The sequence below is a fragment of the Streptomyces sp. NPDC002176 genome (assembly GCF_044903645.1).
In the GTDB taxonomy this organism is placed as follows: domain Bacteria; phylum Actinomycetota; class Actinomycetes; order Streptomycetales; family Streptomycetaceae; genus Streptomyces.
The window spans coordinates 795,443-816,799 of the sequence record NZ_JBJDQW010000001.1; the positions used below are offsets into that span (position 1 = coordinate 795,443).

19 protein-coding genes are annotated in these 21,357 nt (G+C 72.1%); 10 read left to right on the forward strand and 9 right to left on the reverse strand.

Annotation, left to right across the window (positions count from 1 at the left end; genetic code table 11):
- Positions 1–7: 7 nt before the first annotated feature.
- From ACI2LY_RS03475 to ACI2LY_RS03485, 3 genes are all read right to left on the reverse strand, one after another.
- A complete protein-coding gene (locus ACI2LY_RS03475) occupies positions 8–1,141 on the reverse strand; it encodes an amidinotransferase (protein WP_404705641.1) in 1,134 nt (377 codons plus the stop codon).
- Between the two features lie 121 nt (positions 1,142–1,262).
- Positions 1,263–2,378: an aromatic acid exporter family protein gene (locus ACI2LY_RS03480; protein ID WP_404705642.1), complete on the reverse strand. Its 1,116-nt coding sequence runs from the start codon at positions 2,376–2,378 to the stop codon at positions 1,263–1,265.
- Between the two features lie 124 nt (positions 2,379–2,502).
- A complete protein-coding gene (locus ACI2LY_RS03485) occupies positions 2,503–3,798 on the reverse strand; it encodes a PP2C family protein-serine/threonine phosphatase (RefSeq protein ID WP_404705643.1) in 1,296 nt (431 codons plus the stop codon).
- Between the two features lie 114 nt (positions 3,799–3,912).
- On the opposite strand from ACI2LY_RS03485, the gene ACI2LY_RS03490 reads away from it, so the two are divergent.
- Positions 3,913–5,100, forward strand: a complete 1,188-nt coding sequence (locus tag ACI2LY_RS03490; protein WP_404705644.1) for an epoxide hydrolase family protein — start codon at positions 3,913–3,915, stop codon at positions 5,098–5,100.
- Between the two features lie 62 nt (positions 5,101–5,162).
- Here ACI2LY_RS03490 and ACI2LY_RS03495 read toward each other — a convergent pair whose 3' ends face one another.
- Both ACI2LY_RS03495 and ACI2LY_RS03500 read right to left on the reverse strand, forming a co-directional pair.
- Entirely contained in the window at positions 5,163–6,182 is a 1,020-nt protein-coding gene (locus tag ACI2LY_RS03495) for an SRPBCC family protein (protein ID WP_404705645.1), read from the reverse strand.
- A 3-nt stretch (positions 6,183–6,185) separates the two neighbouring features.
- The gene (locus ACI2LY_RS03500) at positions 6,186–7,022 is read right to left on the reverse strand and encodes a histone protein (protein WP_404705646.1); all 837 of its coding nucleotides are present in this window, start codon (positions 7,020–7,022) and stop codon (positions 6,186–6,188) included.
- 260 nt (positions 7,023–7,282) lie between these two features.
- On the opposite strand from ACI2LY_RS03500, the gene ACI2LY_RS03505 reads away from it, so the two are divergent.
- From ACI2LY_RS03505 to ACI2LY_RS03540, 8 genes are read left to right on the forward strand one after another with little or no spacing between them, the layout of a single operon-like run.
- Positions 7,283–7,636 carry a gas vesicle protein gene (locus ACI2LY_RS03505; protein ID WP_404705647.1) on the forward strand — a complete coding sequence of 118 codons (354 nt, stop codon included), beginning with the start codon at positions 7,283–7,285 and terminating at the stop codon, positions 7,634–7,636.
- 24 nt (positions 7,637–7,660) lie between these two features.
- Positions 7,661–8,122, forward strand: a complete 462-nt coding sequence (locus ACI2LY_RS03510; RefSeq protein WP_404705648.1) for a gas vesicle structural protein GvpA — start codon at positions 7,661–7,663, stop codon at positions 8,120–8,122.
- A 3-nt stretch (positions 8,123–8,125) separates the two neighbouring features.
- Positions 8,126–8,839 (forward strand): GvpL/GvpF family gas vesicle protein, encoded by a 714-nt coding sequence (locus tag ACI2LY_RS03515; RefSeq protein ID WP_404705649.1) that lies wholly within the window; start codon positions 8,126–8,128, stop codon positions 8,837–8,839.
- Positions 8,840–8,854: 15 nt separating this feature from the next.
- Positions 8,855–9,103: a gas vesicle protein GvpG gene (locus tag ACI2LY_RS03520; RefSeq protein ID WP_404705650.1), complete on the forward strand. Its 249-nt coding sequence runs from the start codon at positions 8,855–8,857 to the stop codon at positions 9,101–9,103.
- A 45-nt stretch (positions 9,104–9,148) separates the two neighbouring features.
- Positions 9,149–9,694, forward strand: coding sequence for a gas vesicle protein (locus ACI2LY_RS03525; protein WP_404705651.1), 546 nt, complete (start codon positions 9,149–9,151; stop codon positions 9,692–9,694).
- Positions 9,687–10,484 (forward strand): GvpL/GvpF family gas vesicle protein, encoded by a 798-nt coding sequence (locus ACI2LY_RS03530; RefSeq protein WP_404705652.1) that lies wholly within the window; start codon positions 9,687–9,689, stop codon positions 10,482–10,484. The genes ACI2LY_RS03525 and ACI2LY_RS03530 overlap by 8 nt, the downstream gene beginning before the upstream one ends.
- A complete protein-coding gene (locus tag ACI2LY_RS03535; RefSeq protein ID WP_404705653.1) occupies positions 10,481–10,726 on the forward strand; it encodes a gas vesicle protein in 246 nt (81 codons plus the stop codon). The genes ACI2LY_RS03530 and ACI2LY_RS03535 overlap by 4 nt, the downstream gene beginning before the upstream one ends.
- Positions 10,716–11,126, forward strand: a complete 411-nt coding sequence (locus ACI2LY_RS03540; protein WP_393912246.1) for a gas vesicle protein K — start codon at positions 10,716–10,718, stop codon at positions 11,124–11,126. The genes ACI2LY_RS03535 and ACI2LY_RS03540 overlap by 11 nt, the downstream gene beginning before the upstream one ends.
- A 21-nt stretch (positions 11,127–11,147) precedes the next feature.
- Here the strand turns inward: ACI2LY_RS03540 and ACI2LY_RS03545 are convergent, their stop codons facing one another.
- Both ACI2LY_RS03545 and ACI2LY_RS03550 read right to left on the reverse strand, forming a co-directional pair.
- Positions 11,148–13,472, reverse strand: a complete 2,325-nt coding sequence (locus ACI2LY_RS03545; protein WP_404705654.1) for an FdhF/YdeP family oxidoreductase — start codon at positions 13,470–13,472, stop codon at positions 11,148–11,150.
- Positions 13,473–13,555: 83 nt separating this feature from the next.
- Positions 13,556–14,074: an SRPBCC family protein gene (locus ACI2LY_RS03550; protein ID WP_404705655.1), complete on the reverse strand. Its 519-nt coding sequence runs from the start codon at positions 14,072–14,074 to the stop codon at positions 13,556–13,558.
- Positions 14,075–14,193: 119 nt separating this feature from the next.
- Between ACI2LY_RS03550 and ACI2LY_RS03555 the strand changes: the two genes are divergently transcribed.
- Entirely contained in the window at positions 14,194–15,195 is a 1,002-nt protein-coding gene (locus ACI2LY_RS03555) for an SDR family NAD(P)-dependent oxidoreductase (protein ID WP_404705656.1), read from the forward strand.
- Between the two features lie 18 nt (positions 15,196–15,213).
- Here the strand turns inward: ACI2LY_RS03555 and fxsT (ACI2LY_RS03560) are convergent, their stop codons facing one another.
- A complete protein-coding gene (fxsT, locus tag ACI2LY_RS03560; RefSeq protein WP_404705657.1) occupies positions 15,214–18,183 on the reverse strand; it encodes an FxSxx-COOH system tetratricopeptide repeat protein in 2,970 nt (989 codons plus the stop codon).
- A 153-nt stretch (positions 18,184–18,336) separates the two neighbouring features.
- A complete protein-coding gene (gene fxsT, locus ACI2LY_RS03565) occupies positions 18,337–21,348 on the reverse strand; it encodes an FxSxx-COOH system tetratricopeptide repeat protein (RefSeq protein ID WP_404705658.1) in 3,012 nt (1,003 codons plus the stop codon).
- Positions 21,349–21,357 lie beyond the last annotated feature (9 nt).

Here is a 21,357-nt window from a genome sequence, read left to right on the forward strand (position 1 = left end):
CCCGGTTTCAGGGGAAGTACGACTGCGCCGAGCCGCGCCGCCGGACGTCGAGCGTGGCGCAGTGGAAGGAGCCGCCGAAGGGCGCGTAATGCAGCAGGTCGCACGGGACGGGCTCGAATCCCCAGCGTTCCAGGGCGCGCACCATGCCGGTGTGGTGGCGTTCCACGATCACGCGCCGCTCGTCGAGCATCAGCACGTTCATGCTGAGCCACTTGCCGCACATCGAGGTGACCTTGAGCAGGGGGTCGTGGATCGGGTCGGGTTCCGGGGCGGTCAGCACGTCCCAGGACCTCAGGACGCCGGGCAGCCGGTCGACGTCGACGTACTCCGGGTTGACCATCACCTTGCCCGGCGCGAGCAGCACGAACGTGGTGTCGATGTGCATGGGCGTACGGCAGCGGCTCTCGATCTCGTGGACGCGGTACCGGGGCCCGAGATGGCGGCGCAGCCACTCGATCCCCATGCCGTTGGTGACATTGCTGCGGGTCACGAAGAGGTCGCGTCCGGCGCGTACGAAGTCCGCCGCGTCGAAGACCGGCTCGAACTCGGTGAGGATGTGCCGCACGGGCTCGCCGGGCCCCGGCACCCGGAAGTCCCGCTCGTACAGCTCGTCGGTGAGCTGGGGCTTCGGTGCCGCCGTCCAGCGGGCGCCGCGCCGGAAGTAGTCCTTGAGCAGGCCGCGGTAGGAGTGGGTCTCGAAGTACCGGCAGGGCCACGCCATCGGCGTCTCGATGATCTCGTCCCCGATCACGAGCAGGCTGTCCCGGGGGCAGGTGTTGCAGAACCCCCGGGACGACCAGTCGGGGGTGGCGAAGGGCCGCCGGTGCGCGACGGCTTCCGGGCGGGTGACGGTGACGCCGAGGGAGCGCAGCAGGTCGATGAACCGGTCGAGTTCGCGCTGCGCCCGCCGGATCAGCGTGCGCGGGTAGCTCCGCCCGGCGGCCAGCCCCTGGAGCCCGGCGCCCCAGCGGGGCACGTTGCAGGACACCACGGGGTGCTTCGAGGGGATCGTGGCGCCTTCGAGACGCCCGACGATGATCTCCTCCAGCGGGTCCCACTCGTTGTGCGAGTTCACCGGGGAGACGGGGGATGCGGCGGCGGTGGCGGTCGGGGGCGTGGTCGTGCTCGTGGAGGTCGGCATCACGGGCGGTCCCTTCGATCACCGAAGGTAATGCGTTGGCAAAAACCCTTACATGGTTCTCGTACCACTTTCGGCGGCGCGGAACCCTTCCGGACGGCCCCGACCGGGCCCGTCGAGCGGTTCAGTTGGCCGAGAGGACCATCTGGCGGGCCAGGCGGTGGGCCTGGGCGAGCAGGGCGCCGTAGACGGCGACTCCGGCGGGGTCGTCGCTGCTGGTGCGGACCAGGTCCTGGCGGAGGGTCTGGAGGGTCTCGCGCATGTCGTGCACCGCCTCGCGCAGTCCGTCCTCGGTCGCCGGGCCGAAGCGGCTGTTGCTGTACAGGCGCAGGGCGTGCGCGGTCAGGCTGAGGTAGCGGGCGTAGTGCCGGGCCAGGCTCGGCTCCAGCCGGGTGGCCTCGTCCTCGTCGGAGACGGTCTCCAGCACGGTGCGGGTCACGCCCGTGGTGTGCACGGCCGCGTACTCCAGCACGGTGACCGCGTCGTCGTAGCCGCGGCCGGGCTGGGGCATGACCTTGGGGCGGTGGCGGAGGTTGATGCGCAGGCTCTCCCGGTTCCAGCCGACGGCGGCCTTGGCCTGCTCGACCCGCGGGTAGAGCCGCACCGCGCGGTCGTGCCAGCCGGTCACCTCGTCGGGGTCCAGGCTGCCGTGGGCGAGCCCCTCGGCGACCTGCTGGAGGATGTCGTGGGTCTCGTCGGCCGCGTCCTGGAGCAGGGCGCGGGCGTCGCGGAGGTAGAGGGGCGGCCGGACCAGGGCGTTGACGGCGAGGCCGACCACCGCGCCGAACAGCGCCTCGCCGAGCCGGGCGGCGGAGGTGACGACCGAGACGGGTCCGGCGGTCAGGGTGAACAGGGCGCCGGTGGCGGCGTAGATGCCCTGGCTGCCGAGCCTGCGCCACTGGCCGAGCAGCAGCACCACGGGCAGCACGACGGCCATCGCGGCCTCGGTGTGCGGGAGCAGCAGCCCCACGGCGGTGGCCACGATCGTGCCCACCGCGATCGCCGCGAGCTGCTGGAGGCCGTGGGTGAGGGAGCGGTAGACGGTGGACTCCACCAGCACCACCGCCACCCAGGGCGCGACGAACGCCACCGGCGCCTGGAGCCACCAGCCCGCCACCGCCCAGGCCACCCAGGCGGCCAGCGCCGCCTTGAGCGCCTGCACCACGAGGTCGCGCTCCCGGCTGGGTCCCGCCCAGGCCCGTCGCGCGGCGTCGGACGCCGCCGAGAGGTCCGCCGTCATTGCTTGCCATGCTGCATGTATCCCTCGCACACAGGGCGGGTGCCACGCGGACGCGCCCGTCATGCCTCGGCGCGGCGCCCGGTTGGAACGGTGGAACGGCGCCGGACGGCCGGGTTCGTCGAGGTCAGGGGGGTGAGGTGGGCAGCCGCAGGGCGATCATGGCGACGTCGTCCTCGGCGTCCGGGGCGAGGCCGGTGAGCAGTTCCTCGCACATCACGTCCAGGTTCCGGTCGACCAGGGCGGCCGCGTGCTGGCGCAGCCGGGTGAGGCTGTGGTCGAGGGGTTCGCCCCGGCGTTCGACCAGACCGTCGGTGTAGAGGAGCAGGGTGCCGCCGGGCGGCAGCACGGCGCTGGCGCCGAAACGCTGGGCCTCGGGGTCGACGCCGAGGACCATGCCGCGGGCGGCGTCCAGATAGGTGGTGTCTCCGGCGGGGGTGATCAGCAGCGGTGGCAGATGGCCGGCGGACGCCCAGTCCAGCTGGTACCGGCCGTTCTCGGGGCCCTTGAGCAGGGCGTAGACGCAGGTGGCGGTCTGGTGCGGATACAGCACGGCCATCGCCAGGTCCAGACGGCGCAGGATGCGGCCGGGCGGCTCCTGGCGGTCGCAGGCGATCCCGCGCAGCATGTTGCGGATCTGGCTCATGGTCACGGCCGCCTGGAGGTCGTGGCCGGTGACATCGCCGATGATCAGCGTGGTGTCGCCCTGCGGCAGTACGAAGCTGTCGTACCAGTCCCCGCCGACCTGCGCGGCGGAGGCGGCCGGGGTGTAGCGGGCGGCGATGCGCAGGCCGTCCATGACGGGCAGGCTGGGCAGCAGGGAGCGCTGCATGCGCTCGGCGATGGTCTGCACCTCGGTGTGCAGCCGGGCGTTGTCCACCGCGAGGCCGATCCGGTGGGCCAGCCCCTCCGCCAGTGCCAGGTCCCGCTCCCCGAACGGCTCCCGCTCCGGTCCGCGCACCAGGGTCAGCGCGCCGAGCACCCGGCGCCGGGCCCGCAGCGGGGCGACGATCCCCGAACCGCCGCCGAGCCGACGGAACAGCTCGCTGTTCAGCGCGTGCAACGGGTCGGCGGTCTCCGCGTCCGGCACGATTTCCCCGGCCGACAGCAGCAGCGCCCCGGCGCCGCGCAGCACCCGCGACCAGGGGTCCTCGGAGTCCCCCACACCGGGCAGCACCCCGGTCAGCCCGGTCGGCGGGGTGCCCGGCTCGCCGTGCGTGACACAGACCCGCTCCAGATGGCCCGCCTCGTCCATGAGGTCGCCCACGCTCCAGTCCGCCAGCGCCGGGACGAGCACCCGGCACACCCGGCTCATCCCCTCCACCGCGTCGAGCGTGCTCGCCAGTACGGCCGCGGTCTGGTCCAGCAGGGTGAGCCGGTCCAGGGCCTCCCGCAACGCCGAATCCACGTCGAAGCTGTCCATGCAGGGCACGTACCCGGCGCATGCCGAGCCGCACCGGGCGAGAGCCGTTCGGCCGATGGGCCCCGCCGAAAATGAGCCGCCGCACCGGACCTGGGACGCCTAGGCTGCGCCGCCATGACGACTTCACCGGACTCCGGCCTCCGACCGTTCCGCATCGACGTCCCGGAGAGCGAGCTGGCGGATCTGCGCGACCGTCTCGACCGCACCCGCTGGCCCGACGAGCTGCCCGGTGTCGGCTGGGCCTACGGCGTTCCGCTCGGCTATCTGCGCGAGCTGGCGCACTACTGGCGGCACACGTACGACTGGCGGGCGGCGGAGGCCCGGCTGAACGAGTGGCCGCAGTTCACCACCACGATCGACGGCGCGAACATCCACTTCGCGCACCTGCGTTCCCCGGAGCCGGACGCCACCCCGCTGGTCATCACGCACGGCTGGCCCGGTTCGTTCGCCGAGTTCGAGCGGATCGCGGGCCCGCTGACCGACCCCCGCGCACACGGCGGCGACCCGGCCGACGCCTTCCATCTGGTGCTGCCGACCATCCCCGGCTTCGGCTTCTCCGGGCCGACCCGCGAGCCCGGCTGGGAGTACCGCAGGACCGCGGCCGCGTTCGCGGAGCTGATGGACCGCCTGGGCTACGGGCGGTACGGCGCCCAGGGCGGCGACTGGGGCGCCGCCGTCAGCCGTGAGCTGGGCCGTATCCGCCCCGAGCGGGTCATCGGCGTCCATCTGAACCTGATCCCCGGCGCCGGGGCGACGGCCGAGCCGACCGGGGAGGAACTCGCCGTGCTGAGCCCCGCCGAACGCGAACGCACCCTCGCCTCCTGGGAGCGGATGCAGGAGTGGAGCCGGGAGAAGCAGGGCTACGCCGACCTCCAGTCCACCCGCCCGCAGACGCTCTCCTACGCCCTGACCGACTCCCCCGTCGGACAACTGGCCTGGATCGCGGAGAAGTTCAAGGAGTGGACGGACTCCGCGGACCGTCCGGAGGACGCCGTCGACCGCGACCAGCTGCTCACCGACGTGACGCTCTACTGGCTGACCGGCACGGCGGGCTCCTCCGCGCGCATCTACTACGAACGGGCCCACGCCGACCACGGGGGCGCACCGGTCGAGCCCTCCACGACGCCGACCGCGTTCGCCTCGTTCCCCCGGGAGAACTTCATCGTGCTGCGGCATCTCGCGGAGCGCACCGAGAACATCGTCCGCTGGACGGAGTTCGACCGGGGCGGCCACTTCGCCGCGATGGAGCGGCCGGAGCTGCTCGTCGGCGACATCCGCGCGTTCTTCCGGCAGTTGGGCTGATCACACTCGCCGGGCGCGGCCGCCGTGGCGGGGGCGGGCGCGCCCGGTGAGCGGTGCGGATGTCACCTCGCTTCCTCTTCCTCCTCGTCCTCCTCTTCCTCTTCGTCCTCGAAGTCGCCTTCTTCGTCGGGGGCTTCGTCGTCGTACTCCTCGTCGTCGCCCTCTTCCTCGTCGTACTCGTCCTCGTACTCCTCGTCGCCCTCGCCCTCTTCGCCTTCGGCCTCGCGCTCTTCCTCCTCGACGACCTCCTCGTGGGAGCGGACCACCTCGCCGTCGCGGATCTCGCCGCGCCAGCCCTCCACCTCGTCGGGGTCGGCGAAGCTGACGTAGCGCTGGAAGTTCTTGAAGTCCAGGCGCAGTCGGCGCCCCTGGGCGCGCCAGATGTTGCCGGTCTTCTCGAAGAAGCCGGACGGGGAGTACTCGACGACGAGCACGATGCGGGTGAGCGTGGGGCCGAGTTCGTGGAAGGTCACGCAGCCGCGCGTGGTCCCCTTGGCGCCCTCGGAGGTCCAGACGATCCGGTCGTCCGGGATCTGCGTCTGCGTGGTCGCCTTGTAACTGCGCTTGGAGGGGCCGACCTTCAGCTTCCAGTCGCTGGTGACCTCGTCGCTCTGGGAGACGCTCTGCACGCCCTTGGTGAAACCGCTGAACTCGTCGTACTGGGTCCAGTGGTCGTACGTCTCGCGCAGCGGCAGGCCGATGTCCAGCACCTCGATGATGTTCATCACCTTGGCGCGGCCGGATTTCCCCTTGCTCTTGCCGAACAGGCTCTTGGCCCCTTCGACCACCTTGTCCTTGACGTCTCCGGCCTTCTGGGCGACGAGGGCCTTCAGCGGGGACTCGCCCCCCAGGATGCGGCTGCCGACGCCGGTGAGGAAACCGCCGCCCTTGCCGTCGGCCGACTGCAGGAGCTGCTGGGTCAGGTCGGTCAGTCTCTCCCCCGTCTTCTCGACGAGGTGTCCGGCCTGCGCCTCCAGGTATTCGACGAGTTCGTCGCGCAGCATGTCCAAGCCGGAGCCGGCACCGTCCTTGGCGTCGTCCTTGACGTCGTCCTTGACGTCACTCTTGTCCGTGTCAGCCATGGCCTACCTCCGGCGCCCGGTGGTCTTCTTGGCGGCCGACTTCTTCGCCGGGGCCTTCTTGGCGGGGGCCTTCTTCGCGGCCTGCTTCTTCGCGGGCGCGGACTTCTTCGCGGGCGCCTTCTTCGCGGCCTGCTTCTTCGCCGGTGCGGACTTCTTCGCCGGGGCCTTCTTGGCGGGAGCCTTCTTGGCCGCCTGCTTCTTGGCGGGCGCGGCCTTCTTGGCGGGGGCCTTCTTGGCGGCGGGCCGCCGGGACGGCTTCTCGGGCTCCTCCTCCGGCTCCTCTTCCTCCTCAGGCTCCTCCTCGGGCTCCTCTTCCTCGGGCTCCTCCTCCACTTCCTCCTCGAAGTCCTCCTCCTCTTCGTCCTCCGGCTCTTCGTCCTCCTCGGGCTCCTCGACCTCTTCCTCGGCCTCGAAGTCCTCTTCCTCTTCCTCTCCCTCCTCGGGCTCCTCCGCCTCGTCCTCGTACTCCTCGCCGTTCTCCTGCTCTTCCTCTTCCTCCTCGGACTCCTCCGGCTCCTCGGACTTCTTCTGGCCGATGCGCTGGGTGCGCTCGCGGAGGGACTCGGCGAGGTCGCCGAGGCGGCGGTCGGCGGTGGCGGCCAGCGCCTTGCGGCCCGCGTTCAGCAGTTCGCCGCGCACCTGCTCGTTCAGCTGCTGGACGCCCGGCACCTCGCCGAGCTTGCCCAGGCCCTCACCCAGGAGCGCCTGCGGGTTGAGGTCGGTACGGCGTCCGGCGAGGTAGGTCGCCAGGGCGAAGGCGAGGCGTCCCTTCTTCGTACGTCCGAGCACATAGCCACCGGCGACGGCGGCGGCGAGAGCGACCTTGGTCGTGTCATTCATGAACCGGTTCCCTTCGGAAAGGGTCAGGAAAGAAACGGGGGTTCCGCCCCGGCCCGCGATCGAGGAAGAAGGGATCGCACGCACCGGGTGCCGTGCCGGGGCTCCGCGAGAACCGCACGCGCGGTCCGGGCGCGGCCCACGCGGAGCCGTCCGACACCGATGCGACCTATAACCCTATATGCTGAAATTGTATGTTCATGCGTGGAATCTGGCGCCCGCTCCGACCAATCGGAGAGACCGCCTCGACCACCGGAGAGGCCATGGCCGCAGCAGAAGAGCCCGCACGGCGGCACTCGAGCGGCACGCGCGGCACCGGTCGGCGTCCAGCCGACGCCGAGAGCCGCCGCCCCGCGAAGAAGGGGCCCGCCTGGGCGATGCGGACCGCCTCCGAGCAGCTGACGGAGCTGATCGGCCGCCCCCCGGAATCGATCTCGGCGCTGAAACCGACGAACGACGGTTGGGAGGCCGACGTAGAGGTGCTCGAACTGGAGCGAGTGCCCGACACGACCAGCGTGATGGCGACCTACCGCGTCACCCTCGACAAGGAGGGCGACCTCGTGTCCTACGAGCGCACGCGCCGCTACACCAAAGGGCAGATCGACCGGCGCGGCTGAGGCCCGCCGGTGAAGGGAGGCACCATGACCGTGGTGCCGCAAGGCGGAGGCAATGTCACCCGTGGCGGTGGCGGCGGCAGCCTCTACGACGTCCTGGAACTCATCCTGGACCGCGGACTGGTGATCGACATCTTCATCCGGGTGTCCCTGGTGGGCATCGAGATACTGAAGATCGACGCCCGTGTCGTCGTGGCCAGTGTCGACACGTATCTGCGCTTCGCGGAGGCGTGCAACCGGCTTGACCTGGAGGCCGGGCGCAAGGCGCCCGCCCAGCTCACCGACATCGTCGGCGACACCATGGAGAGCGGGGCCAAGGGCAAGTCCAAGGGTGCGCTGAGCGGGGCCGCCGAGGCGGTCACCGACTCTCTCAAGGCCGTCACCGGCGGTGACAGCGATGAAGAGGAAGAGGAGGAGCGGGAGCCCGCGCGGAAACGGCGGCCTGCCAAGCGGACCTCCAAGCGCACCTCGACCCGCGAGAGGGAATGAGCCATGGGCGTGTACGTCTACTCCGTCACCGACAAGCAGCATCCGCTGCGCCTCGACGACCTGCGCGGCGTCGGTGAATCCCCCGGCCCCCTGCGGGCGGTGACCGCCGGATCGCTGTGCGCGGTGGTCAGTGACGCGCCCGAGGACCTGCGCCCCAAGCGCCGCGATGTCGGCGCCCACCAGGAGGTGCAGGAGCGGCTGATGGCCGACGGCACCGTACTGCCGCTGCGGTTCGGGCTGGTGGCCGCGAGCGACGACGAGGTACGGGCCGCGCTGGAGGAACGCGCCGATGAATACACCGACCGGCTTCGGGAGCTGGAGGGTTGTACCGAGTACCACCTGAAGGTGGCGCAGGACGAGGACTCCCTGCTCCGTCAGATCCTCGCCGAGTCGCCTCCGGCGCGGCAGCTCAACGACGAGATCCGGGACGGTTCGGCGGACCCGTCGGCGGCCATGCGGCTAGGTGAGCTGGTGGCACAGGAGGTGCAGGCCCGTCAGGAGGCGCTGGCCGCCGGGGTGGTCGAGGCGCTGCGCCCGTTCGCGCGCGAGGTGGACTCCACGCAGCCGACCGGGTCGGACTTCCTCAGTGTGTCGTTCCTGGTGGCCGACGATCAGGAAGAGCCGTTCCTGACCACGGAGTTGAGCGTCGCCCATCAGCTGGGCGAGGGACTCGACTTCCGGCTGAACGGCCCGCTCCCGCCGTACAGCTTCGTCTGAGAAGTGTGACTCGCCATGGGCCTGTTCACCCAGATCCTCACCCTCCCCCTGGCGCCGGTGCGCGGGGTCGGCTGGGTGATGGAACGCGTCCTGGAGGCGGCCGAGGACGAGTACTACGACCCGGCGCCCGTGCAGAGCGAACTCGCCGCGCTGGAGAAGCAGTTGCTCGCCGGGGAGATCGACGAGGAGACGTTCGACCGACGCGAGGACGAACTGCTCGACCGGCTGGAGGAGATACGGAACTTCCGCAACCAGCAGCCCTGATCCGGCACGGGGGAACACGCGCTAGGGAAACACGAGGCCACCACCGTGAGTGAACCACTGGGCAACCGGCTCGGCTCCTCCCCGTCGCGGGCGGCGCAGCCGTACGGGCAGGGCTCGTCCGCCAACCTCGCCGACATCCTCGAACGCGTCCTGGACAAGGGCATCGTGATCGCGGGGGACATCCAGATCAATCTGCTCGACATCGAGCTGCTGACCATCAAACTCCGGCTGCTGGTCGCCTCCGTCGACAAGGCGAAGGAGATGGGCATCGACTGGTGGGAGCACGATCCCTCGCTGTCCTCGCGGGCCCGGGGCGAGCACTCGCTCGCCGAGGAGAACGCCCGCCTGCGGGCCGAACTGGCGTCGCTCCGGCAGCCGGAGGAGCTTCTCGAGGCCGAGCCGGAGCTGCTGGACGAGGAGGAGGAAGAGGCGGAGGAAGAGCCCGAGGAGGAGGTGGAAGAGGCCGAGTGGGAGGAAGAGGAACCCGAGGAAGAGGAGGAGGAGGAAGAAGAGGGCGAAGTGGAGGAGGAACCGGAGCCGGAGCCTGAGCCGCGCCCCGCCCGCCGCCGGAAGCGGGCCCGCCATGAGTGACCCCATGACCTACGTCTACGGCGTGACCCGCGCCGACGACGCGCTGGCGGAGCGGGTGGCCGCGCTGGAGGGCGTGGTCGGCGCCCCCGTGCACCTGGTGCCCGGCGGCGACGGCTTGGCCTTGGTGGCCAGCAAGGTACCGGCGGAGGACTTCCGCGAGGAGGCGCTGCGCCGTCGGCTGGAGGACCTGGACTGGCTGTCGGCGGTGGCCCGCGCCCATCACGGGGTCGTGGAGGCGGTCGCCGCGCACACCACGATGCTGCCGCTGCGCCTGGCCACCGTGTATCTGGACGACACGCGGGCGCGCGAAGTGCTGGACAGCGGGCGGGAGTTCTTCACGGACCGGCTGACGCGGCTCTCGGGGCACGTCGAATGGGGGGTGAAGGTCTATGTGGACCCCTCGGCGGCTCCGGAGGCCCCGGCCGCCCCGACCGAGGCGGAACTGAGCCCCGGCCGCTCCTACCTGCGCGGCCGCAGACAGCAGCAGCACCATCGGGACACCGTCCACCAGTCGGCCCAGCGGGCGGCGGAGGGCATCGAGGCGGCGGGGCGCGCGTACGCCACCGAGCGGGCCCGGCACCGGGTGCAGCAGGGGACGCTCGCCGAGGCGGCGGGCGAGAACGTCATGAACGACGCCTATCTGGTGCCGTTGGAGAGGGGCGAGGAGTTCCGGGCCGAGGTGGCGCGGGCCGCCGACGGGCTGGCGGGGGTGCGGGTCGAGATCACCGGGCCGTGGGCGCCGTACTCCTTCGCGATGGCACCGGAGGAGCCCGAGGAGACCGGAGCATGACGACGCCCGACCGGCAGGCCGCGAACGAGCCGCTGGCGCAGCGGCAGGTCGCGCTCATCGACCTGCTTGACCGCCTGCTGAGCGGCGGGGTGGTGCTCACCGGCGACGTGGTGCTGTCCATCGCCGGGATCGACCTGGTACGGGTGTCGCTGCGGGCGCTGATCGTGTCCATCAGCGCGGAGGTGCCTTCTCCGTTCGCGGAGACGCGGTCGATCGCGCAGCGGGGCGAGCATGACGGCTGACGAGACGCGGGGCGGGCCGGAGCGGCGCAGGGCCGAGGTCGCGGCGGCCGCCGAGCGCGCGTTCCGGCTACTGCCCGCGGCCCCCGCCGATCTGGCCCCCTCCGGCGAGCGGGCGTCCGTCCCGGCGCGCCGGATCACCGCTGATCCCGACACGGTGGAGCGGGACCTGATGAAGCTGGTCCTGACCCTGGTGGAGCTGCTGCGTCAGCTGATGGAGCGGCAGGCGCTGAACCGCGTCGACCAGGGTGACCTGACCGAGGAGGAGGAAGAGCGGCTCGGGGCGACGCTGATGCTCCTGCACGACCGGATGACCGGGCTGTGCGAGCGGTACGGCCTGACGATGGAGGATCTCAACCTGGACCTGGGTCCGCTGGGCACGCTGCTGCCGCCCCCGGAGTGAGGGCGGCAGCGGCGGCGGGGGTCACTCGTGCCAGTGGGTGGGCTTGGTGCCGGGCGGCGGGCTGCCCGGTTCGAGCCGGACCACGAACCCCTTGGAGGTGGGCTGGTTGCTGATCTCGGCGACGCTGTCGAGCGGGATCAGCGGCTGCACCTCCGGGTAGTACGCGGCCGCGCACCCTCGGGTGGTCGGGTAGGGGATGACCTCGAAGCCCTCCACCCGGCGGTCGACGTCGTCGTGCCAGACGCCGATGATGTCGACGAACTGCCCGCGGATCAGCCCGAGATCGACCATGTCCTCGGGGTTGATCATGATGATGTTGCGGCGTCCGTGGATACCGCGGTAGCGGTCGTTGTTGGTGTACGGGATGGTGTTCCACTGGTCGTGCGAGCGCGTGCTCTGCAGGACCAGGTGGCCGGGGGGCGCCGCGGACATGTCCCACTGGTTGACGGTGAACATGGCCTTGCCGGTGGCGGTGGCGTAGACGCCCTCGTTGACCGGGTTCGGGAGCTTGATGCCGCCGGGCCGCGAGACCCTCCGGTTGAAGTCGTAGAAGCCCGGGATGATCTCGGCCACCCGGTCACGGATGTTGCCGTAGTCGGCCTCGAACTCCAGCCAGGGGACGTCGACCTGGTCGCCGAGGGTGCGCTCGGCCAGGCGGCACAGGATGGCGACCTCGCTGAGCAGCAGCCGGGAGGCGGGGCGGAGCTTGCCGTAGGAGGTGTGCACCTCGCTGGAGGTGTTCTCCACGGTGACGAACTGGACGCCGCCCGCCTGGATGTCGATCTCGGTGCGGCCGAGGCAGGGCAGGATCAGCGCGGTCTCGCCGGTGACGGTGTGCGCCTTGCTCAGCTTGGTGGAGATCTGCGCGGTGACCTTGCAGCGGCGCATGGCTGCGTCGGTGACATGGGTGTCGGGGGCGGCGCGTACGAAGTTGCCCGCCAGCGACAGGAAGACCTTGACCTTGCCCTCGGCCATCGCCTTGACGGCCTTCACCGCGTCGTAGCCGTGGTGGCGGGGCGGGTCGAAGCGGAACTCGGACTTGAGCGCGTCCAGGAACTCGTCGGGCATCTGCTCCCACACGCCCATGGTGCGGTCGCCCTGGACGTTGCTGTGTCCGCGCACGGGGCTGGCGCCGCAGCCGACCCGGCCCAGGTTGCCGCGCAGCAGCAGGAAGTTGATGATCTCGCGGACGGTCGGCACGCCGTGCTTCTGCTGGGTGACGCCCATGGCCCAGCAGACGATGGCGCTCTTGGCGTGCATGACGTAGTCGTGGGCCTCCTCGATCTGCTCCCGGGTGAGCTGGGTGGCGGTGAGGATGTCGTCCCAGGAGATGCTGCGGGCGTGCGCGGCGAACTCCTCGAAGCCGGAGGTGTGGTCGTTGATGAAGTCGTGGTCGAGCACCGTGCCGGGCGCGGCGTCCTCGGCCTCCAGCAGCAGCTTGTTGAGGCCCTGGAACAGCGCGAGATCGCCGCCGCTGCGGATGTGCAGGAAGAGGTCGGAGATCTTGACGCCGTCGCCGATGACGCCCCGGATCTGCTGGGGGTTCTTGAACCGCATCAGACCGGCCTCGGGCAGTGTGTTCACCGAGATGATCTTGCCGCCGTTGTCCTTGCACTCCTCCAGCGCGGACAGCTGGCGGGGGTGGTTCGTCGCCGGATTCTGGCCGACGAGGAAGACCAGGTCGGACTGGTAGATGTCGTCCAGCGAGACGGTGCCCTTGCCGGTGCCGAGCGTCTCGTGCAGGCCGAAGCCGCTGGTCTCGTGGCACAGGTTGCTGCAGTCGGGCAGGTTGTTGGTGCCGAGGGCGCGGGCGAAGAGCTGGAGCACGAACGCCGACTCGTTGCTGGCCCGGCCGGAGGTGTAGAAGCACGCCTCGTCCGGCGAGTCCAGGGCCTTCAGCTCGTCGGCGAGCAGGTCCAGCGCGTCGGCCCAGCTGATCGGCTCGTAGTAGTCCGAGTCGGCCCGCTTGATCATCGGCTCGGTGAGCCTGCCCTGCTGGTTGAGCCAGAGGTCGCTCTGCTCGTTGAGCCAGGAGACGGGGTGGGCGCGGAAGAAGTCGCGGGTGATCCGGCGCCCGGTGGCCTCGTCGTTGATGTGCTTGGCACCGTTCTCGCAGTACTCGTTCATGTGCCGGTGGCCCGGTGCCGGGTCGGCCCAGGCGCAGCCGGGGCAGTCGATGCCGCCGACCTGGTTCATGGTGAGCAGCGTCGTCGCCGTGGTCTTCAGCGTCGCCTCGTCGAGGGAGTACTCCAGGGCGTGCGTCACCGCGGGGACGCCCGCCGCCCATTTCTTGGGCGGGCTGACGGTCAGTGGCTCGTCCGGCTCGTGCTTCGGCGCCTTCTTCATGACACATGCCTCTCGCTCTGTCCTGCGGAACGCGGACCGCCGGGGTCGTCCGGGTCGTCCGGTGTCGCGTGTCGGCCCGGGGGTCAGCCGACGGGCCACTTGGGGACGCGGCTCCTGGGCGGGTCCGGCTCGGAGGGCGAGACCCGGCCGTGGTGGATGGAGCCCCGCCAGGCGCCGCTGGCGTCGCCGAGGCCCTCGATGAACTCCTTGAAGTTCTCCAGCGACTCGCGGACGACCCGGCGCGCCCGGTCCGCCGATCCCGGCAGCCTGCCGCTGAGCCCGCGCGGCTCGATGTGCATCTTCACCGTGATGACGGTGCGGTCCGGCGCGGCCGCGCGGAAGGACACGTCGCCCCACAGCCAGGGGTCGCGCCCCACGCTTCGCCAGGCGATCAGCGAGTCCGGTTCCTGCTCCACGATCTCGGCCATGAACTCCTTGCTGAAGAGCCCCGCCTTCACCTTCCACCGGGTCATCGCGGGGCCGACCTGGTCCACGCGCTGCACGGCGGTCATGATCCGGGGAAAGCTCTTGAACTGGGTCCACTGGTCGTACGCGGTGCGGACGGGTACTCGGACCTCGACCGACTCTTCGATGCTGCTCATGGTCCACCTGCTTCCAGGCACGGATGAATCCAGTGTTGCCGGACCGCGCACCCGTCGCCACAGCGGGAAATCGGGCACTCGAAGTCGCATTTGCGAGCTTTTCGGCGAAAGGCGGCGTCATGACGCGCAGCGACGAAACCCTGTCCGAGGGCATGTCCGCACTGGTCACCGGCGGCTCCCGCGGTCTCGGCCTGCTGACGGCCGCGCGGCTGTCGGCTCGCGGATGCGAGGTGACGATACTCGCGCGGGATTCCGACGAATTGGCCCGTGCGATGGGCTGGATACGGCGCCGGACCGGCCGCACGGTGCGCGCGGTGGTGTGCGACGTACGGGACGAGGCCGCGGTGTCGGCGGTGGTCGAGGAGACGGTGGCGGCGACCGGCGGCCTCGACGTGGTGATCGCCAACGCGGGCGTCATCCAGGTCGCCCCGGCCGAGGCGGCGGGCAGCGCCGCCTTCCGGGACGCCATGGCGACGATCTTCGAGGGCACCCTCTACACCTGCCTGGCCGCGCTCCCCCATCTGCGCCGCAGCCCGGCGGGCGGCCGCCTCGGCCTCATCGGCTCGGTCGGCGCCCTGGTCTCCCCGCCGCACCTCGTCCCCTACTCCTGCGCGAAGGCCGCCGTACGGGCGCTGGGCGAGGGGCTCCAGGCGGAGACGGCCGGGAGCGCGGTGAGCGTGACGACCGTCCATCCGGGCCTGATGCGCACCGGCTCGCACCTCCAGGCCGAGTTCGGCGGGCAGGCGGAGGCGGAGTACGCCTGGTTCTCCACGCTCGCGGGCACGCCGGTGCTGTCGATGGACGCGGAGCGGGCGGCGGAGAAGGTCGTGCAGGCGGTGGAGCGCCGCCGTACCCGGGTGGTCCTCACCCCGGCCGCCCGGCTGGCCTCGGTCGCGCACGGGGTGGCCCCCACGGCCACGACCCGGGCGACCGGTCTGGCCGCCCGCACCCTCCCCCGGTCCCCGGCCGACGACCACCCCCGCCCGCTGCGCCAGGGCCACTCCCTGCGCACTCCCCGCACCCCCTGGCGCCGGGCCCTCAACAAGGCGGGCCGAGCCCTCAACGACCGGGCGGCCCGCCGCTACAACCAGCGGACCCCGGGCCCGCCCACGAGCGCGTGAGTCCAGCGGGGAGCTGCGTCAGATCGGCTGGGGTTCGAAGTCCCAGTACGGGCGGGAGTGGGAGCGCATGTAGCGGGTCTGGTCGTGGTTGGCGCCGTGGCTGGCGGAGAGGGTGTTCAGGGCGAGGCGTTCCAGGGTGGCCGACTCCTCCCGGCGGCCCAGGGCGCGCAGGTCGAGGGCGAGGGCCGCGCGGAGGTTGGCGGACAGGACGTGCGCGGAGCCCATGGCGGGGATCGCCCGGCGCAGGGCGTCGCGGCCCAGCCGTTCGGCCTGCTCCAGGTCGCCCACGGCGGCGAGGGCGGCCGTGCAGTTCATCGCGCAGCCCAGCGCCCAGACGTGGTCCCGCCCGATCGCGGCCTCCATCTGCCGGGTCGACTCCTCCGCCAGCCGCAGCCCGTCCTCGGCCTCGCCGTCGTCCAGCAGCGTCAGCGCGCAGTTGTTGCGGGCGCCGATCGCGTACGGATGGAGTTCGCCCAGCCGCTGGGCGTACGACTCGGCGGCGCTCTCGGCCAGCCCGCGCGCCTTGGGACGGTCGCCCAGGACGCGGAGCAGCATCGCGTAGTCGAGGGAGACCATGAGCACGTCGGGGTGGTCGGCGCCGCTGACCTCCTTGAGGCGCCTGCGGGAGTCCCGCATCATCTCGCGCGCCTCCTCGAACTCGGCGTCGCGCCGCAGGCACAGGGCGAGGTTGTGCTCGGCGAGCAGGGTCTGCCGGTGGGCCTCGTCGAGGGTCCGGCGCATCAGGTGCACGTTGTACGACTGGAGGCTGCGCGCCTCCCGCAGGCGTCCGAGCAGGCGCAGCATACGGGCGGTGTAGTAGCCGGACTGGAGGGTACGGCGGGCCCGCCCGCCGAGGAGGCCGACCCGGCGTTCGTACACCTCGCGGTGGAGCTTGCCGGACTGCTCGTAGTGGCCCTGGAGGCCGAGCGCGAGGGCGAGGTTGGTGCGGAACTGGAGGGTCTGCGGGACATAGCGGTCGCCGAGCCAGTCGGTGGCGTTCTGCGCGGCCTCCTCGTACAGGGCGCGCGCCTCGTCGTAGCGGCCGCGGGCCATCAGGGTGGCGCCGAGGCCGTCCTTGGCGCGCAGCAGCTCCAGGCCGCTGTCGACGCCTGCCTCGGAGAGGAGGCCGAGGATGGAGCGGTCGACCCGCTCCGCCTCCCGGTAGCGGCCGAGGCCGCGCAGCATCCGGGCCTGCTGGTGGCTGGCGGCCAGCACCGCGCGGTCGGTCGGCTCGGAGGTGCGGCGCCAGCGGCCCAGCACCCGGCGGGTCAGCGCGTAGCCGTCCTGGTACTCGCCGCGCACCCGGAGGTAGTCCACGCAGTTCAGCAGGAGTTGGCGGACGTCGCCGTCGTCGGAGTCGAGGGCGCCGGAGGGTTCGAGGTGCGGGAGGATCTCGGCGTAGCGGTGCCAGTTGCGCGGCGAGCCGGGTTCGCCGGGGTCGGAGGCGACCAGGACGCGGGCGGCGGTGGCGGCGTAGCCGCGCTCGGTCTCGGGGGTGAGCGAGTCGCGGATGAAGCGGCGGAAGCTGCGGTGCATCCGCAGCGACACCACGCTGGTGGTGGTGTCCTGTCCGGCCTCGGTGGCGAACTCCACACGCATGGAGGTCAGTTCGGAGATCGTCAGCAACGCGGCGTCCCAGCTGCCGGGTTCGGTGACGGGTCCGGCGAGGTGGCCGGGCAGGTCGCTGGGGCGGGCGGAGCGCAGCAGCCGTACCGGGAGCATGTCGGGCGAGAAGAAGGTGAGCAGGAGCAGCAGTTGGTACACGGAGGGCGAGCGCGCGGCCAGTGAGTCGAGGGTCTGGGCCCACACCTGCCGGTGTGCGACGGGGACTTCGGGCGCCTCGGGGCCGGAGCCGGTGGGCCGCAGGGCGCGCAGATAGCGGGGGATGTCGGCGGCGGGGTGGGCGTCGATCCAGGCGGCGCTCTGGTCGATGACGAGCGGCAGATCGCCCAGGGCGTCGGCGAGTTCACCGGCCTGGGCCTCGGTCATCCGGGGTGCGCGGCGGCAGGCGAAGGCGACGCTCTCGGTACGGGCGAAGGGCGGCAGGGCGTACGGTTTGGCGCCGTACCGGGACCAGCCGGTGTTCTGCGCGGTGAGCAGGACCTGTCCGCGTCCCTCGGGCAGCAGGGGCGCGATGCCGTCGAGGTCCTCCGCGCCGTCGAAGATGATCAGCCAGCGCCCCTTCTCGTCGCGTCCCAGCGCCCCCTGCACCGCCTCGATCTGCCCGGTGAGCTGGTCGCCCTCGCTCAGTCCGACCTCTCTGGCGAGCGCCGCGAACCCTTCGCGGGCGGCCGCCTTGGTGGCGGCCGGGACCCACCAGATCAGGTCGTACTCGCTGCCGAACCGGCGGGCGTACTCGACGGCGGCCTGGCTCTTGCCGACGCCGGGCGGCCCGTGCAGCAGCACCCGGCTGCCGTGCTCGCCGCCGGAGTCGAGCACGTCGTGCATCTCGTTCAGCAGGTCCTCGCGGCCGGTGAACCGGGGGTTGCGGCGCGGGGTGTTGGACACGTCCGGCGGGTCCTCGGGGTAGCGCGGGCCCTCGTCGCGGCGGGAGTAGGGCGCGCCGGGCAGCAGCCCCACCTCGGCCAGCACCCGGCGCCGGGCCTCCTCCGGGCCGACCCCGCGCAGGGTGACGGCGCCCAGGCTGACCGCCTCGTCGGGCAGGGCGCGGGTGGTCACGGTGACCGCGCCGACCCGGTCGTGCAGCCGTGGCATCACCTCGCGCAGCACGCCCGCCCACTCCTGGTTGCGTCCGGTGTCGAAGCGCAGGTACCAGTCGTCCAGGACCAGCAGGACGCGGCCGGGGCGGCCGAAGAACGCCTCCAGCGACGCCATGTCGGGCAGCCTGCTGAGCGGGGACCACCGGATGGTGTCCACCGCGCAGCCCTCCTGGCCGAGCACCCACCCGATCCACTGCGCCCAGCCGTTGCTGACCCCGGCGTGGACGAGCGACACGGGCAGCGGATAGGTCAAGCGCCCTACGGTCATGGGCTGACTCCTGCACGGGAGTGACGGTCGGGGAAGGCGGCGCGTGCCGTTCGGGCTACGCATACCCAACTGCCCCGCATACTTGCCGGTCCGGACACTTCCGGCAACGCCCGGGAACGACCGAATGGTTCCCGGCCGGGGACTCGACCGCTCTCACAGCGGCTGCGGTTCGAAGTCCCAGTAGGGGCGCAGCCTGCGCTGGGCGTCCCGGGTGTGCGGATGCTCCGGGCCGAGGGTGGCGCTCAACGTGCGTACGGCGTACCGCTCGTGTCCGGCCGCCTCCGCCGATTCGCCGAGGCCGCGCAGGTCGTCGGCGAGGGCGGCGCGCGCGGAGAGCGCCAGGGGGTGGGTGGCGCCGAGCAGGCGGGCCGCGCCGAGGGCGGTCTCCCGGCTCAGCTCGTGGGCGCCCGGCACGTCGTAGGCGAGGCTGCGGGCGCCGCTCAGGTTCAGCGCGCAGCCCAGCGCCCACGGGTGGTCGCGGCCGACCGCGTCGGCGATGCCCCGGTAGGCCGTCTCGGCCAGGGCCAGCGCCCGCCGGTGGTCGCCGGTGTGCCCGACGGCCAGGCCGAGATTGCCCAGCGCGCCGACGGTGTAAGGGTGTTGGGGTCCCAGGAGTTCGCCGTAGAGCTGGGCGACGGACTCCGTCACGCGTACCGCCGTCTGGAGGTCGCCGTGTTCGCGCAGGAAGGCGGCGTGGTCGGACTGGATCACCAGGGTGTCGGGGTGGCGCGGGCCGAGGACCTGGGCGGCGCGGTGGGCGGCGCCGGACAGCCGCTCCTCCGCCTCGGCGTAGTCCCCGGACCGGCGGCGGGAGACGCCCAGTTGGTGGTCGGCCATGATGGACTGCGGGTGCCGTTCGTCGGAGAGCTGGCGGAGCATGCGGACGATCTGCTCCAGCCGGGACACCGACTCGGGGTAGTCGCCGAGCATCCGGATCAGGCGTGCGTAGACGGCGCCGGAGTGCAGGGTGAGGTGGTGGCGGGAGCGCAGCCGCCGCTGCCGGATCTGGAGCACGTCCCTCAGGATCGCGCGGGCCTCCGGGTAGCGGCCGAGGAGCAGCAGGGCGAGGCCCTGGTTGTGGCGGGCGGCGAGGGTCTGCGGGGCCTCGGTGCCGAACTGGTCCGCGAAGCGGGCCGCCGCCTCGGCGAACAGTTCGCGGGCCCGGCCGTACTGGCCCAGTGCCAGCAGGGTGCTGCCCAACGCGTCCTTGGCGCGCAGCAGTTCGGGGTGGTCCTCGGGCCGGTCGGCCTCCAGCCGGGTGACCACCGCGCGGCCCAGCCGTTCGGCGCGCGGATAGCGGCCGGCCATGCGCAGGATGCCGCCCAGCTTGTGCTGGAGGGAGAGCAGGGCGCCGTGGGCGGGGTCGAGGTCGCGCCGCCAGTGCGTGTGCACCTCCTCGCAGAGCACCAGCGCGGTGCGGTACTCGCCGCGCACCCGGAGGTATTCGACGCAGTTCAGCACCAGGTCCTGGACGGCGGCGCGAGGTGAGTCGAAGGCGCCCGCGAAGCCGAGGTGCGGGACCAGCAGGGCGTAGCGCTCCCAGTCACGGGTGTCGGCGGGGCGCCGGGGGTCGGCGCCGACGAGAACCTGGCAGGCCGTCTCGGCGTAGGTCCGGCGTTCCTCGGGGGTGAGGTTCTCGCGGAGGAAGCGCTGGTAGAGGCGGTGCATCCGGACCTGTTCCACGGCCGGGTTCTCGGCCAGGTCCTGTTCGTAGTCGAGGCGTACCGCGGTGAACTCGGAGAGTCCGCGCAGGGCGAGGTGCCAGGAGCGGGGGTCGCGGACCAGTTCGTCCAGGGCGGGCGGGAGGTCGCCGTGGCGCACCTCGGTGAGCAGGCGGACGGGGATCTCGTCGGGGGCGAAGAAGGCCAGCAGGTTGAGGAGTTCGGCGGCCTCGGGGTTGCGTTCGCGCAGGGTGGCGAGGGTGGTGGACCAGGCGGTGCGGAAGCCTTCGGGGTAGGCGCCGGTGTCGTCGTCCGCGTCGCCCGCGCTGCCTTCGTCGCCGGTGATCTCGTGCTTCAGCAGCCGCAGGTACTCGGCGGGGGTCACGTCGCCGTTGGCCGCGAGCCAGGCGGAGCTCTGGGCGAGGAGCAGGGGCAGGTCGAGCAGGGTGGCGGCCAGCTCGTCCGCCTCGGCGGGGTCGAGCCGGGCGGCGCGGCGGCGTACGTAGGCGACGCTCTCGGTACGGGTGAAGGAGCGGACGCCGCTCACTTGGGTGCCGGGGACGCCGGACCAGTCGCGGGTGGTGGCGGTGAGCAGGACGTGGGCGGGGCCGTCCGGGAGGAGGTCGGTGAGCTGGGCGGGGTCCTCGGCGCCGTCGAAGACCAGCAGCCAGCGGCCGGGCGGGGCGGCGCGGGCGGCCTCGTGCACGGCCCTGATCCGCTCGCCGATCCGCTCCCCCACCGGCAGGCCCAGCCGGGGCGCGAGGGCGGCGAGGCGCTCGCGGGCCTTGGCGCGGTGGCTGGCGTCGATCCACCAGACCACGTCGTGGTCGCTGCCGAAGCGGTGGGTGTACTCGATGGCTATCTGGGTCTTGCCGGTGCCGCTGATGCCGTGCAGCACGATCCGGGCGGCGCCGTCCGCGGGGGTGGGCCCGGTGAACGCGGCGCGGATGCCGTCCAGTTCGGCGTCGCGGCCGGTGAAGCGGCGGTTGCGGCGGGGGGTGTCGAAGACCTCGGGGGGTTCGTTGGGGAAGCGGGGCGCGGCCGCGGGTGCGGGCCGGGCCGGGAGGGCGGGGTCGATGGCGAGTCGGCGCAGCAGCCTGCGGGCCGCCTCCTGCTCGTCCAGGTCGTGCAGGTCCGCGGGGTCCAGCAGTTGTACGGCCTCGGGGACGGGCTGGGTGGCCACGGTGACGGCGGCGAACCGTCCGGGCTGTCGGCCGAGGGTGTCGCGCAGCACCCGGTTCCAGTCGTCCTCGGGGATGGGGCCGAGCCCGAAGTACCAGTTGTCCAGCACGAGGAGGACCCGGCCGGGGGCGCGGGCGAGGGTGCCGAACTCGTCCTCGAAGGGCACGTCGACGCGCGGGTCCCAGCGTGCCAGGGCGACCTGGTGGCCGCGTGCGGCGAGCTGGTGGGCGATCCAGGCGGCCCAGGGCCGGTTGAATCCGGCGTAGCTGATCGTGATGTGCCGGTCGTCGGCGCTTCTCGGGCTGTCCTCGGGTGTCGTCATGGGTGTCGT

Excerpts from the sequence above, each read along its gene's own strand:
- ACI2LY_RS03495 (WP_404705645.1), bottom strand. The coding sequence starts at position 6,182 with ATGGCTGACACGGACAAGAGTGACGTCAAGGACGACGTCAAGGACGAC.
- ACI2LY_RS03510 (WP_404705648.1), top strand. The coding sequence starts at position 7,661 with ATGACCGTGGTGCCGCAAGGCGGAGGCAATGTCACCCGTGGCGGTGGC.
- ACI2LY_RS03490 (WP_404705644.1), top strand. The coding sequence starts at position 3,913 with ATGACGACTTCACCGGACTCCGGCCTCCGACCGTTCCGCATCGACGTC.
- fxsT (WP_404705658.1), bottom strand. The coding sequence starts at position 21,348 with ATGACGACACCCGAGGACAGCCCGAGAAGCGCCGACGACCGGCACATC.
- ACI2LY_RS03555 (WP_404705656.1), top strand. The coding sequence starts at position 14,194 with ATGACGCGCAGCGACGAAACCCTGTCCGAGGGCATGTCCGCACTGGTC.
- ACI2LY_RS03550 (WP_404705655.1), bottom strand. The coding sequence starts at position 14,074 with ATGAGCAGCATCGAAGAGTCGGTCGAGGTCCGAGTACCCGTCCGCACC.
- ACI2LY_RS03515 (WP_404705649.1), top strand. The coding sequence starts at position 8,126 with ATGGGCGTGTACGTCTACTCCGTCACCGACAAGCAGCATCCGCTGCGC.
- ACI2LY_RS03485 (WP_404705643.1), bottom strand. The coding sequence starts at position 3,798 with ATGGACAGCTTCGACGTGGATTCGGCGTTGCGGGAGGCCCTGGACCGG.
- ACI2LY_RS03520 (WP_404705650.1), top strand. The coding sequence starts at position 8,855 with ATGGGCCTGTTCACCCAGATCCTCACCCTCCCCCTGGCGCCGGTGCGC.
- ACI2LY_RS03535 (WP_404705653.1), top strand. The coding sequence starts at position 10,481 with ATGACGACGCCCGACCGGCAGGCCGCGAACGAGCCGCTGGCGCAGCGG.
- ACI2LY_RS03500 (WP_404705646.1), bottom strand. The coding sequence starts at position 7,022 with ATGAATGACACGACCAAGGTCGCTCTCGCCGCCGCCGTCGCCGGTGGC.
- ACI2LY_RS03475 (WP_404705641.1), bottom strand. The coding sequence starts at position 1,141 with ATGCCGACCTCCACGAGCACGACCACGCCCCCGACCGCCACCGCCGCC.
- ACI2LY_RS03530 (WP_404705652.1), top strand. The coding sequence starts at position 9,687 with ATGAGTGACCCCATGACCTACGTCTACGGCGTGACCCGCGCCGACGAC.
- ACI2LY_RS03480 (WP_404705642.1), bottom strand. The coding sequence starts at position 2,378 with ATGACGGCGGACCTCTCGGCGGCGTCCGACGCCGCGCGACGGGCCTGG.
- ACI2LY_RS03540 (WP_393912246.1), top strand. The coding sequence starts at position 10,716 with ATGACGGCTGACGAGACGCGGGGCGGGCCGGAGCGGCGCAGGGCCGAG.
- fxsT (WP_404705657.1), bottom strand. The coding sequence starts at position 18,183 with ATGACCGTAGGGCGCTTGACCTATCCGCTGCCCGTGTCGCTCGTCCAC.
- ACI2LY_RS03545 (WP_404705654.1), bottom strand. The coding sequence starts at position 13,472 with ATGAAGAAGGCGCCGAAGCACGAGCCGGACGAGCCACTGACCGTCAGC.
- ACI2LY_RS03505 (WP_404705647.1), top strand. The coding sequence starts at position 7,283 with ATGGCCGCAGCAGAAGAGCCCGCACGGCGGCACTCGAGCGGCACGCGC.